Raw genomic sequence first — 13,821 nt, 5'->3', positions numbered from 1 at the left:
GTGGAGAGCAGCTCCCGTGTGGGTGGCGGGAACCGTGAGCACGAGACTAGAGCCTGGAGGCCCCGCCATCCGCGCACTGCTCAGGATCACCCACTCCTGGAGTACGACCGTGCAACGATTTGCATAGTTTTCCCGCGCCCTCGTGGGCGGGTTCCGCAGGTTTCCCGGACATACGGCGGGGGAGGGAGCAGGCGTGTCCAAGGTGTCCCCGGTGATCGTCCCGTACGCGACCTATCTGCGCGTGTACGAGCCGCTGGCCGCCTTCCCGGAGCCCGAGCGCACCCACTGGGCCCGCTACGCCCGCCGCGCCGACCGCCCCTCGTACCAGGACGAGCTGCGCCGCTCCCTCGCCGACCTGCTGCCCACCCCGCCGATACCCGTACCGGTGCAGGAGAGCGGCGACGCCTTCGTGGTGGAGGTGGACGGCGTGGTGTGCGTGTGCCCCTGGCGGACCCGGCTGCGCGGCTGGCAGGCACTGGAGGAACTGCCCGAGGAGCTCCCCGAGCCGGTCCTCGACGCCGTACTGCCTCCCGTCGTACGCGGGCAGGCCGCCCAGGACTACGAGCGCTGGCTCGCCCGCAACCCCGACGCCCGTCCCTGGATCCGCACGGCGACCTGGCACATCCCGGTGAACTGGTTCGTGCTGGTCTCCGACGAGGAGCGGCGGTTCGACAAGGGCACCGCCGACGTGCCCCCGATGCTGCGCTACCGCACACCGATGGTGCAGGCCCGGCGGCGGGTGGCGCGGGCCCTGCGCACCCTGCGGGACGCCATCGACGAGGGGCCGCTCATCGACGGTCTGGTGGACGTGGGGCGCTGGCTGGAGGAGTTCCACCCGCGCTCACTGGTCGAGCTGGACTACGGCGGCCTGGTGCACACGCTGCCGACCGGCGAACTGGAGGACGACCACTCGGCGGCGGACGTGGCCGAGGGCATCGAGGCGCTGCGCCGCGGTGACGGCGAGGGCGCGGGCGAGGCGTACGGGCGGCTCGTGGAGCGCTGGCGCTCGGTACGGGACCGGCGCTCGGCCAACTGAGGCCGCGGCCGTGAGTGACACGTGTGTGTGACGCACGCTACAGGCCTTGCCTGCGTGATGTGTGTCACGGCCGTGGAAGCCGTAGGCAGCGTACGGTCTACGGCACTTCGTGGAACTGACGGGGCGTAGGTCCCGATCCCGGCTTTTGTCGCAAGGGTGACGGACAGCACTTACACGACCCTTGCGCCGCTTGCCCATCCTCGTGCCAAAATAGGACAAGGAGTCCGGGGAGGGCTCCGTCCGTCCCACTGTGTTCCACTGTGGCCGGAATCTCAGCATTGCACGCTTTGGGGGGTCTCGTGACTCCTGATCGCCCTGTGACTGATCGTCACAGTGGCGTGACTGTCCGCTATGGCATGGTCCATCGGCTTCCGTCGCCGATGAACACCTGGGGGGCAATTCCATCGGTTTGGCCGACGCGGCTGGACAGATGGTGTAGTTGTAGTGCCGAGGACAAGCCGTTCGTCCTATAACCGACTCGACTCGCGTCCGCCATTTCGGGCAACGCGGGTCAAGGTGCAGAATTTAGAGGAAAGAACCGAGAAGGTTCGGTTCTCCCGAGGAGGCCGCTCATGACCGCTCGCACCCCTGATGCCGAGCCGCTGCTGACCCCGGCTGAGGTCGCCACCATGTTCCGTGTGGACCCGAAGACGGTCACGCGGTGGGCGAAGGCCGGCAAGCTCACGTCCATCCGTACGCTCGGCGGGCACCGCCGTTACCGCGAGGCTGAGGTCCGCGCACTGCTCGCGGGTATCCCGCAGCAGCGCAGCGAGGCCTGAACCATCGCATAACCGGGCAAAACGGCAGTTCCCCCAACATGCCGAGGCGCCCGGAGCCCTAACTCCAAGCGACGCGGGTTCTGCCCCAACAGAGCCCACGCCCAAGCCATTCAGAGCTTCGCAGGCACGCAACAAGGGTGCGTCGTAGATCGCACTGGACTCCGCCGGGTCCAGTGCGATCTTTTTTGTGCGCCGACGCGTGCTCAACCGGCGGGTCTGTGCGCGGGCTTGTCGGACTCTGGGGAGGGGTGGCGGATCTCCTGTGAGACTGGTGCAATTGCACATATTAAATTGACCAGTTGTAGGAGACTGGTAAGAACCCGAGTTTCAAAAACTCATGCAGTGACACCGGTCACACCCCCGGACCCCTGTAGCGGCCAACTCGTGAGAGCTGGAGAGCAGACCCGGGGACGGCTCGACCGCTCGGCGGCTCGACCGCTCGGGGGACTCAATCAGGAGAGGGACACTCACCCTCGACGGCCGGCTCCGAAGGCCCCAGCGGCCCCTGCGCGGCCCATGGCGCGGAATCCAGCGCCAGCCGCAACAGGCGATGGCAGATCGGACAGTGACTCGTCAGGTGCCGATACGACGACGCGGCCGACAGATGCGCGCGGAGCAGCGCCCGCGTCTCGTGCCTGACCGATGCCGCCATACGCCACCTCCGCAGGCCTACGGGGAACGCGGCCCTGCTCTCTGGGTACCGGCGGAACGTGACGCCGTCAAGACGGCCGACTGCTTACTGAGCCCGCCCTGAGCCCGCGCGAGCCGGCGCGAGCCGGCCCAACGGAAGCGCGCCCGAACGCTGGACGGGCACCGAGGCCGAACACGACTGAGACGACCCGCACCCCTCGCGGGGCCGCGGGCCTCACTCAACTGTGCGGTCCTGACGGGATTTGCTGTGTCCGATCGCGGCTGCGCCGCGGGCGCGGCCCTTCCCGTGCCCGGACGCGACTGAGGCCCGCACCCCTCGCGGGATGCGGGCCTCGGCTCATCTATGCGGTCCTGACGGGATTTGCTGTGTCCGATCGCGGCTGCGCCGCGGGCGCGGCCCTTCCCGTGCCCGGACGCGACTGAGGCCCGCACCCCTCGGGGATGCGGGCCTCAGCTCATCTATGCGGTCCTGACGGGATTTGAACCCGCGGCCTCCACCTTGACAGGGTGGCGAGCACTCCAAACTGCTCCACAGGACCAGGTTTCGCGGCGCTACTCGTGCGTTGCGCTGCGAGAAGGACTCTACAGGAGGGTGAGCCCGCTGGTCGAACTCACCCACCGTACGCGTCCGATCACGGCGCGGCAGCGTCGATCGCCTTCACGATCCGCTTGTCCGACACCGGATACGCCGTACCCAGAGCGTGCGCGAAATAGCTCACCCGCAGCTCCTCGATCATCCAGCGGATCTCCAGCACCGAGGAGGGCACCGGCCGCCCCTGGGGCATCTGCTCCAACAGCCACGCGTACTCGTCCCGCATCTCATGGACCTTCTCCATACGCGTGGAGTCCCGCTGGACGTTCGTCGGCATCTGCTGCAACCGCCGGTCCGCCGCCACCAAGTACCGCATCAGATCCGGCAGTCGGCGCAACCCCGCCTCCGTCACGAAACCAGGCCGCACAAGACCGTCCAACTGCTTGCGCACGTCCTGGAGGTTCGGCAGCAGCACAGCACTCCGTACGGCCTTCAGACGGCGCTCACAGGCCTGCCAGGCCGCCAGGACCTGCTGCACCTGCCCCACCGTACGAACCGTCGTGTCCACGATCTCCGCACGCACCTTGTCGAACAGCTTCCGGAACGACTCCTCGTCCCACGCCGGCCCACCGAAATCCCCGATCAGCTTGTCCGCCGCAGCCATCGCGCAGTCGTCGAACAACCCCTGGATCGAACCGTGCGGATTCGCCGACAGCGCCAGCTTCTGCGCGTTCGTGAGCTTCTCCGACGCGAACTTCCCCGGATTGACCGGGATGTTCCGCAGGATCAGCCGCCGCGTGCCCTTCCACATCGCCTCGGCCTGCTCGGCCTCCGTATCGAAAAGGCGCACGGAAACCGTGTCACCGTCGTCCACCAGCGCCGGGAACGCCTTCACCGGCTGCCCGGCACGACGCGTCTCGAAGACCCGCGTCAGGGAGCCGATCGTCCAGTCGGTCAGCCCCTGGCGCTCCAACGACTCACCGCCCTGCCGCTCCGCCGTCGCTGCGGCGGCCTGCGACAGCGCCTGGCGGGCCTTCGGCTTCAGCCGGAGCCTCAGCGTCTCCAGATCCTTGTCCTCGGCCAGCTTGCGACGCCGCTCGTCCACGATCCGGAACGTCACCCGCAAATGGTCGGGAACCCTCGACCAGTCGAAGTCGTCCGCGGTGAACGGCACTCCGACCATCCGCTTCAACTCACGCGCCATCGTCACCGTCAGCGGCTCCTGCAACGGCACCGCCCTCTCCAGGAACGCCTTCGCGTAATTCGGAGCCGGGACGTAGTGACGGCGGATCGGCTTGGGCAGGGACCGGATCAACTCGGTCACGACCTCCTCCCGCAACCCCGGGATCTGCCAGTCGAAGCCCTCGTCCGTCACCTGATTCAGCACCTGGAGCGGCACATGGACCGTCACACCGTCCGCATCCGCACCCGGCTCGAACTGATACGTCACCCGGAACTTCAGCGGCCCCTGACGCCACGAGTCCGGATAGTCGGCCTTCGTGACCGCCTCCGCCGACTCCCGGATCAGCATCTCCCGCTCGAAGTCCAGGAAGTCCGGCTGCTCATGCCGCTTGCGCTTCCACCACGAGTCGAAATGCGCCCCCGAGACCACATGCTCCGGCACCCGCTGCTCGTAGAAGTCGAAGAGCGTGTCGTCATCGACCACGATGTCCCGGCGCCGCGCCCGGTGCTCCAACTCCTCCACCTCACTGAGGAGCCTGCGGTTGTCGGCGAAGAACTTGTGATGCGTACGCCAGTCACCCTCGACCAGAGCATTGCGAATGAAAAGCTCCCGGGACACCTCCGGATCGATCCGCCCGTAGTTCACCTTCCGCTGCGCGACGATCGGCACCCCGTACAACGTGACCTTCTCGAACGCCATCACCGCCGCCTGGTCCTTCTCCCAGTGCGGCTCGCTGTACGTCCGCTTCAGCAGATGACCCGCGAGCGGCTCCACCCACTCCGGCTCGATCTTGGCGTTGACACGGGCCCAGAGCCGGGAGGTCTCCACCAGCTCGGCGGACATCACGAAACGCGGCTGCTTCTTGAACAGCGCCGAACCCGGGAAGATCGCGAACTTCGCGTTCCGCGCACCCAGGTACTCGTTCTTGTTGCCGTCCTTCACATCCTTCATGCCGACGTGCGACAACAAACCCGCGAGCAGCGACACATGGACCCGGTCACCCGGGGCGTCCTCCTCATTGAGGTGGATGCCCATCTGCTTGGCGACCGTCCGCAGCTGCGAGTAGATGTCCTGCCACTCCCGGATCCGCAGGAAATTCAAATACTCCTGCTTGCACATCCGGCGGAACGACGACGAACCGCGCTCCCGCTGCTGCTCACGCACATACCGCCACAGATTCAGATACGCGAGGAAGTCACTCGTCTCGTCCTTGAAACGGGCGTGCTGCTGATCGGCCTGGGCCTGCTTGTCGGCCGGGCGTTCGCGCGGATCCTGGATGGACAGCGCGGCCGCGATGACCATGACCTCGCGGACACAGCCGTTCCTGTCGGCCTCCAGCACCATGCGCGCCAGCCGGGGGTCGACCGGCAGCTGGGCCAGCTTGCGGCCCGTCTGCGTCAACCGCTTGCGCGGATCCTTCTGGGCAGGATCCAGCGCACTCAACTCCTGCAGGAGCTGCACGCCGTCACGGATGTTGCGATGGTCCGGCGGGTCGATGAACGGGAACTTCTCGATTTCACCGAGGCCGGCGGCGGTCATCTGCAGGATGACCGACGCGAGATTCGTACGGAGGATCTCAGCGTCCGTGAACTCCGGCCTGGCCTCGAAGTCGTCCTCCGAGTACAGCCGGATGCACACACCGTCGCTCGTACGGCCACAACGCCCCTTGCGCTGATTGGCACTCGCCTGCGAGATCGGCTCGATCGGCAGCCGCTGGACCTTCGTCCGATGGCTGTACCGCGAGATCCGGGCGAAGCCGGGATCAATGACGTACTTGATCCCCGGCACCGTCAGCGACGTCTCGGCGACATTGGTGGCCAGAACGATCCTGCGACCGGTGTGCGGCTGGAACACACGATGCTGCTCGGCATGCGACAACCGGGCATACAGAGGCAGCACCTCGGTGAATCTGTACTGCTTCTTCGTGAGCGCGTCAGCCGTGTCCCGGATCTCCCGCTCCCCGGAGAGAAAGACGAGGATGTCGCCCTTCCCCTCCGCCATCAGCTCCTCCACCGCATCCGTGATCGCGGTGATCTGATCCCGGTCGGAGTCCTCCGAGTCCTCCTCCAGAAGCGGCCGGTAACGCACCTCCACGGGATACGTCCGACCGCTCACCTCGACGATCGGAGCATCACCGAAGTGCCGCGAGAACCGCTCCGGATCAATCGTCGCCGACGTGATGACGACCTTCAGGTCCGGCCGACGCGGCAACAACTGCGCGAGATAACCCAGCAGGAAGTCGATGTTGAGAGACCGCTCGTGCGCCTCGTCGATGATGATCGTGTCGTACGCGCGCAGCTCGCGGTCCGTCTGGATCTCCGCCAGCAGGATGCCGTCCGTCATCAGCTTGACGAACGTGGCCTCCGGATCGACCTGGTCCGTGAACCGCACCTTCCAGCCGACGGCCTCCCCGAGCGGCGTCCGCAACTCCTCCGCCACCCGCTCGGCCACCGTCCGCGCGGCGATCCGCCTCGGCTGCGTATGCCCGATCATCCCCTTGACCCCGCGCCCGAGCTCAAGACAGATCTTCGGAATCTGCGTCGTCTTGCCCGAACCCGTCTCACCGGCCACGATGACGACCTGATGATCACGGATCGCCGCCGCGATGTCGTCCTTCTTCTGACTGACGGGCAACTGCTCGGGGTAGCTCACCGCCGGCACACGCGCCGCGCGCGCAGCCATACGGGACTCGCCCTTGGCGACCTCCGCCTCGATCTCAGCGAGAACGGCGGCCCGAGCCTCGGGCTTACGGATCTTGCGCGCACCTTCGAGCCGGCGTCCGAGCCGCTGCGCATCACGCAGGGACAACTCGGTCAGACGGGGAGCGAGGGCGCCGAAGGCGGGGGCAGGGTGCGTAGACATACGGAACCCAGGATCTCACCCCCGAGATTTTCATGGCGAACGCTTTTGCCTCCGGCGGCGCGGATCGGGTCTGTATGTTCGGGTCGTCACCCTTTCTGCTGAGATGTTCTGATTCCTTCCGGCCGAACACACACAGCGATCTAGATTCCCTGTTCGTGAAGCTCGTGGTGCAGGTGAAGCTGCTGCCGACGCCCGAACAGGCATCGGCACTCCAAGCGACCCTCCACGCCTGCAACCAGGCCGCCAACCACGTCTCGACCATCGCCCACGCGACGGGGACCAAGGACAACCGCGCGCTCCGCGCCGAGACCTACACCCAGGTCAAGAGCACCTGGGGCCTCGGCGCCCAAGCCGCCCAGCACGTCATCAAGAAGACCTGCGACGCGTACGCGGCACTGAAGGGCAGCCTCAGGGCCGGAATCCTCGGCCGGCCAGGGTCGAAACCGTACAAGGCGGCCACCGGCAAACCCGTCGTCTTCCGCCCGACGGCCGCCCAGCCCTACGACGACCGCATGCTGTCCTGGCAGACAGAGCAGCGAACCGTTTCCATCTGGACCACGGCAGGCCGACTGAAGCGCCTCCCCTACACCGGAAGCGAGCACCAGCTCCAGCTCCTCGACCAGTACCGCCGAGGCGAATCGGACCTGATCACCCGAGGCGGCCAGTGGTACCTCCTCGCCACCCTCGACATCCCCGAACCCGCGGTGAACCCCGACCCCCAGGGATTCATCGGTGTCGACCTCGGCATCGCCAACATCGCCACCACCAGCACGGGACACCGGCACAGCGGCAGAAGGCTGAACCGCACCCGCGAGAACGACCGGAAGCTCCGCACCCGACTCCAGCAGAAGGGCACACGCAGCGCCAAGCGGCGAGCCAAGCGCCACGCGGGCAAGGAAGCCCGACGCACCCGTGACATCAACCACAAAATCAGCAAGCACATCGTGGCGGAGGCTCAACGCACCGGACGCGGAATCGCCCTCGAAGACCTGGGCGGCATCCGCGAACGGGCACGGCTGAAAAAGCCCCAACGCGTCACGATGAACTCCTGGGCCTTCGGCCAGCTCGCCGAATTCATCGCGTACAAGGCACGGAGGGCCGGAGTCCCCGTGGTGTACGTGAACCCGGCGTACACCAGCCAGGAGTGCTCCCGCTGCCACCACATCGACAAACGCAACCGGCCGCGCCAGGCCGTCTTCACCTGCAGGTCCTGCGGCTTCGTTGAGCACGCCGACCTGAACGCGTCCCACACCATCAGCCTCCGCGGCTGGTCGGCGTGGGTCCGCGGGGCCGAGTCACAGGTCCCTGCCCTCACGCTGACCGCGTAGGGCTGGATGCGCCGCTACCGCCGAAGCCATCGGCGGGGGCGAGCTGCAAGCCGGGGAGATCTTCTTCGGCAGCGGACGCGATCGCTCGTACTGCGAGCGAGTCGGTCACCGGGCATGCAAAAGGCCCCAATCCGAAGATCGGGGCCTTGACTGTGGCTGGGGCCGGGATCGAACCGGCGACCTGCCGCTTTTCAGGCGGCCGCTCGTACCAACTGAGCTACCCAGCCACGAGGCTTCCGGGGAAACCTCAGCGGTCCTGACGGGATTTGAACCCGCGGCCTCCACCTTGACAGGGTGGCGAGCACTCCAAACTGCTCCACAGGACCAAGCTGTGCGTACGACAGTGTCGCACACGGTGTTGCGTGCCCCCAACGGGATTCGAACCCGTGCTACCGCCTTGAAAGGGCGGCGTCCTAGGCCGCTAGACGATGAGGGCTATCGGCCCGCCTGGGCGCTTCTCAGCGCGTCGGGGACGTGAGAAGCATATGGGATGGCGGGAGGTATCGCCAAAACGGTTTACGAGGGGCTGGGGGACGGGGTTCCCGGTGAGGGCGTGGGCGGGGTCGGGGTCGGCTTCGCTCCTGGTTGGTTCTCCTTCGGGAGGTGGCGGCTGACCTCGGCCGTCGTGAGGCCCAGGCCGCCGAGTTCGATCTCGTCCCAGGCCTGGAGGCGGCGGGTGTCGCGGTCGAGGTAGAGGATCGACGCCTCGATCGGGTCGGGGTACTTGCCCTCGACGGCGCGGAGGCCGCTGCCGCCGGTGGAGCCCTCGACGCGCAGGCGGGTGCCTTTCTTCATGACCTCCATGTCCTCGTGGTGCAGGTGGCCCGCCAGGACGAGCGGGACCTCGCCGTCCGTCCCGCGCGCGGCGGACGGTTCGTGGACCATGGCCACGTCAACCGGCTTGCCGGCGGCCTTCTGCGCCCGCAGGGCCGCCGCGAGGCGCGCGCCTGCCACTTCCTCCGACTGCTTGGCGCCCGGCTTGTTCGAGCGGTCGGGGGTGAACTGTGGATCTCCGATGCCGGCGAGGCGCACCCCCGCCACGGTCTCGGCCTTGCCGTTGTCGAGGACGTGCACGTTCTTCATGCGTTCGAGGTAGCGCTGGGTGAGGTGGGAGTCGTGGTTGCCGCGGACCCAGACGTAGGGGGCTCCGAGGTCCTGGATGGGGTCGAGGAAGCCGTTCTCGGCCGCGGTGCCGTGGTCCATGGTGTCGCCGGTGTCGATGATGACGTTCACCTTGTACTGCTCGACGAGCGAGGCGATGATCTTCCAGCTCGCGGGGTTGAGGTGGATGTCGGAGACGTGCAGGACGCGGATGGTGGTGGGGTCGGGCGCGTAGGCGGGCAGTGTGGAGGTGACGTCGTAGAGCTTGGTCACGTTGGTGACCAGGCGGGCGAGTTCCTTCTGGTAGACGTCGAACTCGGTGACGATGTTGCGGGCGTTGCCGACGAGGGAGGGGGCGGAGGAGAGCAGGCCGGAGAACTTGGGTTCGAGGACGGACTTGGGGTTCCAGGTGGCGTAGGCCGTGGCTCCGGAGGCGGCGAGGAGGGTGAGGGCGAGGCCGCCGGCGGCGAGGGCGCGGCGGGGGCGGCGGTAGACGGCGAGGCCGAGGGCGGTGGCGCCGGTGAGGACGGCGACGCAGGAGCGTATGGCGAGGTCGAGGGTGCCGTGTTCGACGTCGTGGGCGATTTCGTCCTGGAGGCCGGTGAGGCGTTCGGGGTGGTCGACGAGGGCCTGGGAGCGGACCGGGTCGAGTTGGTCGACGTTCACGTCGAGGCGGACGGGGGCGATGTGGCTGTCGAGGCTGAGTGCGCCCAGGGGGGAGACGTTGATCTTCGTGCCGCCGGTGAGGGAGGGGCGCAGGGTCATGGTGGTGTTCATGGGGCCGACGGGGGCGCGGACGTCTCCCACGATGAGCAGGCCCAGCCAGGCGCCGAGCAGGACGACGACGAGCAGGCCGAGGGCGCGTCTCCATGGGTGGGGTCGGGCGTCGAGTTCGGGGGTCGGCTGGTGGGGGCGGGAGCGGCGGTTTCGGAGCTGGGCGGCGAGGGGGACGCGGGCCATTGGTCCCGTATGCCCAAGCGGTGGGGCGGATATGCGGTGGGTTGGGGACTCTCGTTGGGGGGTGTTGTGCCGGAGAATGAGCGTGTGCTGGAGATGACGCGCGAGGAGTTCGAGGAACTGGTCGCCGAGGCGCTGGACCGGATTCCGCCGGAGCTGACTCGGTTGATGGACAACGTCGCGGTGTTCGTCGAGGACGAGCCGCCGGCGGAGGATCCCGAGTTGCTCGGGCTCTATGAGGGGACGCCGCTGACTGATCGGGGGGAGTGGTATGCGGGTGTGCTGCCTGACCGGATCACGATCTACCGGGGGCCGACGCTGAGGATGTGCGGGTCTCGGGAGGAGGTCGTCGCGGAGACCGAGGTGACGGTGGTGCATGAGATCGCGCATCACTTCGGGATCGACGATGCCCGGCTGCATGCTCTGGGGTACGGGTAGGGCTGGGGCGGGGTGGCGCGTGTCCTCTTGTGGGCGGGGGGAGTTGGGCAGGTTGACTCCCTCACCCCCGGAGGTGGCCCGTGCGCCCCTTGTACGTTCCCGTCCGTCTGGCTGTCACGGTCATGGCGGTCGCCGCTGCCTCCGGTTGTATGAGTGTGGGTGAGGGCGATGCCGGGGGGAGTGTGAAGCCGTCGCATTCTGTGGGGCAGCGGGGTGGTGTGCCGCCGGGCGGGGGGCCTGCTGTGTCGGGTGGTGGGGCCGGGGTGGGTGTGGCGGTCGGGGACGGCAAGAAGGGTCGGGGGAAGGGCGAGCGGGGTGGGTCGGCGTCGCCTTCGGTTTCGCCGTCGCCGGATGCGAGTGTGTCGGCCTCGGTGCCGGTGAGGCCTGGGTGGAGTGAGCAGCCGGGGGTGCCTACGCCGCCGAAGCCGCAGCCGACGCCCACGCGGGTGTCTGCGGAGCCGGAGCCGCCGCAACCGTCGCCGGAGCCGCCGCAGCCGTCGCCGTCTCCTACGGTGGCCGAGCCGTCGTCGTCGGCGCATGAGCCTCCGGGGCCGCAGTTGGAGCAGCGTGAGCCGGCGCCGGCGGCGGGGTCGCCGGCGTGAGGTGTCTCACTGTGGGCTGGATTTGCCTTCGGGGGTGGGGGGTGCGTATGGTGGTAGATCGTTTGATCCCATTTGCCCGGCGCCACCGCAGAGCGCGCCGTGTGGCGCGTACTCTCCCTTGCCGTGACGGACCGCATTGAGGCGGTCGAATGCGAACACGGAGTTGACGGGCGCGTGCCGACGAGACTCCGGAAGGTTTCGCATTCGCATGTCCATTTCCAGTACTGATCACGCCGTCGTGCCCGAGAACGGCGAGAACGACTCCGTCGAGGAGACCCCCGAGGTCACCTTCGCGGCCCTCGGTCTCCCCGAGGGCATCGTGCGCAAGCTCGCACAGAACGGTGTGACGGTCCCCTTCCCGATCCAGGCGGCGACCATTCCGGACGCCCTGGCCGGCAAGGACATCCTCGGCCGTGGCCGTACCGGCTCCGGCAAGACCCTCTCCTTCGGTCTGCCGACGCTGGCGACGCTGGCGGGTGGTCGCACCGAGAAGCACAAGCCGCGTGCGGTGATCCTCACGCCGACGCGTGAGCTGGCCATGCAGGTGGCGGATGCGCTCCAGCCGTACGGCGACGTCCTCGGCCTGAAGATGAAGGTCGTCTGCGGCGGTACGTCGATGGGCAACCAGATCTACGCCCTCGAGCGCGGTGTCGACGTCCTCGTCGCCACGCCGGGCCGTCTGCGCGACCTCATCAACCGCGGCGCCTGCTCGCTCGAGAACGTGCAGATCGCGGTTCTCGACGAGGCCGACCAGATGTCCGACCTGGGCTTCATGCCCGAGGTGACGGAGCTGCTCGACCAGGTTCCGGCGGGCGGTCAGCGGATGCTGTTCTCCGCGACGATGGAGAACGAGATCAAGACCCTCGTCGACCGGTACCTGAACAACCCGGTCAGCCACGAGGTGGACGCCGCCCAGGGCGCCGTCACGACCATGTCGCACCACATCCTGATCGTGAAGCCGAAGGACAAGGCGCCGGTCACGGCCGCGATCGCCTCCCGCAAGGGCCGCACCATCATCTTCGTGCGCACCCAGCTCGGTGCCGACCGTGTCGCCGAGCAGCTGCGTGACGCGGGTGTGAAGTCGGACGCGCTGCACGGCGGCATGACGCAGGGCGCGCGGACGCGGACGCTGGCCGACTTCAAGGACGGGTACGTCAACGTCCTGGTCGCCACGGACGTCGCGGCCCGCGGTATCCACGTCGACGGCATCGACCTGGTGCTGAACGTGGATCCGGCCGGTGACCACAAGGACTACCTGCACCGCGCGGGCCGTACGGCGCGTGCCGGCCGTACCGGCACGGTCGTGTCGCTGTCCCTGCCGCACCAGCGGCGCCAGATCTTCCGGCTGATGGAGGACGCGGGCGTCGACGCCGGGCGTCACATCATCCAGGGCGGCGCGGCCTTCGACCCGGCGGTCGCCGAGATCACGGGTGCCCGGTCGATGACCGAGGTGCAGGCCGAGTCGGCCGGCAATGCCGCTCAGCAGGCGGAGCGCGAGGTCGCTCAGCTGAACAAGCAGCTGGAGCGGGCGCAGCGGCGCGCGACGGAGCTGCGTGAGGAGGCCGACCGGCTGGTGGCGCGGGTCGCGCGTGAGCGGGGCGAGGACCCGGAGGCCGCGGTTGCGGAGGCGCAGGCGGTTGCCGCCGAGGGTGCCGAGGGTGCCGTGTCGGTTTCGCTGCCGGAGCAGCCGGCCGCGCAGGATGTGGACCGTGGCGAGCGCGAGGAGCGTTCGGCGGGTTCGTCTTCGTACGAGCGTCGTCCGTTCAACCGTGACCGTGACAGTGACCGTGGTGGGCGTTCGTTCGAGCGTCGTGACGACCGTGGTGGCTTCCGCCGTGACGACCGTCGTGACGAGCGTCGTCCGTTCAACCGTGACCGTGACGGTGACCGTGGTGGGCGTTCGTTCGAGCGTCGTGACGACCGTGGTGGCTTCCGCCGCGACGACCGCGGTGACGAGCGTCGTCCGTTCAACCGTGACCGTGATGGCGACCGTGGTGGGCGTTCGTTCGAGCGTCGTGACGACCGTGGCGGCTTCCGCCGGGACGACCGTACCGGTCACCGCGGCAGCGACCGTCCGTTCAACCGTGACCGCCGTGACGACCGCCCGGGCTTCCGTGCCGGCGGCCACGACCGTCCCGGCCACGACCGTCCCGGCCACGACCGTCCGTACGGCCGTCGTGACGACCACCGCGGCGGCGGCTCCTTCGGCCGTCGCGAGGACAAGCCGCGCTGGAAGCGCAACGGCTGACGTGGGCTGATGAACTGATGTGGGAAGGGCCCGTACGACTCCGGTCGTACGGGCCCTTCCGGCGTTTCCGGGGCCGGGTGGCGGAGGCGGGACAGGGCAGCGCG

At 68.2% G+C, this 13,821-nt stretch carries 8 protein-coding genes and 4 tRNA genes; 5 read left to right on the top strand and 7 right to left on the bottom strand.

The features are described from left to right. Positions 1–193 precede the first annotated feature (193 nt). Together IG99_RS34195 and bldC are read left to right on the top strand one after the other, a co-directional pair. Entirely contained in the window at positions 194–1,036 is an 843-nt protein-coding gene (locus IG99_RS34195; protein ID WP_037680994.1) for a hypothetical protein, read from the top strand. Between the two features lie 572 nt (positions 1,037–1,608). Then, complete coding sequence (bldC, locus tag IG99_RS34190) at positions 1,609–1,815, top strand: developmental transcriptional regulator BldC (protein ID WP_003949541.1); 207 nt, start codon at positions 1,609–1,611, stop codon at positions 1,813–1,815. A 448-nt stretch (positions 1,816–2,263) separates the two neighbouring features. Here the strand turns inward: bldC and IG99_RS50760 are convergent, their stop codons facing one another. From IG99_RS50760 to hrpA, 3 genes are all read right to left on the bottom strand, one after another. Further along, positions 2,264–2,467 carry a DUF6274 family protein gene (locus IG99_RS50760; protein ID WP_078948077.1) on the bottom strand — a complete coding sequence of 68 codons (204 nt, stop codon included), beginning with the start codon at positions 2,465–2,467 and terminating at the stop codon, positions 2,264–2,266. A 463-nt stretch (positions 2,468–2,930) separates the two neighbouring features. Beyond that, positions 2,931–3,005: transfer RNA gene (locus tag IG99_RS34185), tRNA-Asp, on the bottom strand. A gap of 93 nt (positions 3,006–3,098) precedes the next feature. Next, positions 3,099–7,043 (bottom strand): ATP-dependent RNA helicase HrpA, encoded by a 3,945-nt coding sequence (gene hrpA, locus IG99_RS34180; protein ID WP_037680992.1) that lies wholly within the window; start codon positions 7,041–7,043, stop codon positions 3,099–3,101. Positions 7,044–7,198: 155 nt separating this feature from the next. Here hrpA and IG99_RS34175 point away from each other — a divergent pair, with 155 nt between their 5' ends. Further along, positions 7,199–8,371: an RNA-guided endonuclease InsQ/TnpB family protein gene (locus tag IG99_RS34175; protein WP_037680990.1), complete on the top strand. Its 1,173-nt coding sequence runs from the start codon at positions 7,199–7,201 to the stop codon at positions 8,369–8,371. A 153-nt stretch (positions 8,372–8,524) separates the two neighbouring features. Here IG99_RS34175 and IG99_RS34170 read toward each other — a convergent pair. The 4 genes from IG99_RS34170 to IG99_RS34155 form a co-directional block, all read right to left on the bottom strand. Continuing rightward, positions 8,525–8,598, bottom strand: a tRNA-Phe gene (locus IG99_RS34170). A gap of 24 nt (positions 8,599–8,622) precedes the next feature. After that, positions 8,623–8,697: transfer RNA gene (locus tag IG99_RS34165), tRNA-Asp, on the bottom strand. A gap of 37 nt (positions 8,698–8,734) precedes the next feature. After that, positions 8,735–8,807, bottom strand: a tRNA-Glu gene (locus IG99_RS34160). A gap of 80 nt (positions 8,808–8,887) precedes the next feature. Then, positions 8,888–10,432, bottom strand: coding sequence for a metallophosphoesterase family protein (locus IG99_RS34155; protein ID WP_037680988.1), 1,545 nt, complete (start codon positions 10,430–10,432; stop codon positions 8,888–8,890). 84 nt (positions 10,433–10,516) lie between these two features. Between IG99_RS34155 and IG99_RS34150 the strand changes: the two genes are divergently transcribed. Continuing rightward, complete coding sequence (locus tag IG99_RS34150) at positions 10,517–10,867, top strand: metallopeptidase family protein (RefSeq protein ID WP_037680987.1); 351 nt, start codon at positions 10,517–10,519, stop codon at positions 10,865–10,867. Positions 10,868–11,677: 810 nt separating this feature from the next. Continuing rightward, positions 11,678–13,717, top strand: coding sequence for a DEAD/DEAH box helicase (locus IG99_RS34145; RefSeq protein WP_037680986.1), 2,040 nt, complete (start codon positions 11,678–11,680; stop codon positions 13,715–13,717). The last annotated feature ends 104 nt before the right edge of the window (positions 13,718–13,821 follow it).

Origin of the sequence: Streptomyces griseus subsp. griseus (assembly GCF_000720255.1) — a bacterium.
In the GTDB taxonomy this organism is placed as follows: Bacteria; Actinomycetota; Actinomycetes; order Streptomycetales; family Streptomycetaceae; genus Streptomyces; species Streptomyces griseus_I.
The sequence above is the reverse complement of the archived record's forward strand: the minus strand, read 5'-3'. Positions and strand labels throughout refer to the sequence as shown.

Bases quoted from the DNA above. Each gene is read 5' to 3' on its own strand.
- hrpA (WP_037680992.1), bottom strand. From the start codon at position 7,043: ATGTCTACGCACCCTGCCCCCGCCTTCGGCGCCCTCGCTCCCCGTCTG.
- bldC (WP_003949541.1), top strand. From the start codon at position 1,609: ATGACCGCTCGCACCCCTGATGCCGAGCCGCTGCTGACCCCGGCTGAG.
- IG99_RS50760 (WP_078948077.1), bottom strand. From the start codon at position 2,467: ATGGCGGCATCGGTCAGGCACGAGACGCGGGCGCTGCTCCGCGCGCAT.
- IG99_RS34145 (WP_037680986.1), top strand. From the start codon at position 11,678: ATGTCCATTTCCAGTACTGATCACGCCGTCGTGCCCGAGAACGGCGAG.
- IG99_RS34155 (WP_037680988.1), bottom strand. From the start codon at position 10,432: ATGGCCCGCGTCCCCCTCGCCGCCCAGCTCCGAAACCGCCGCTCCCGC.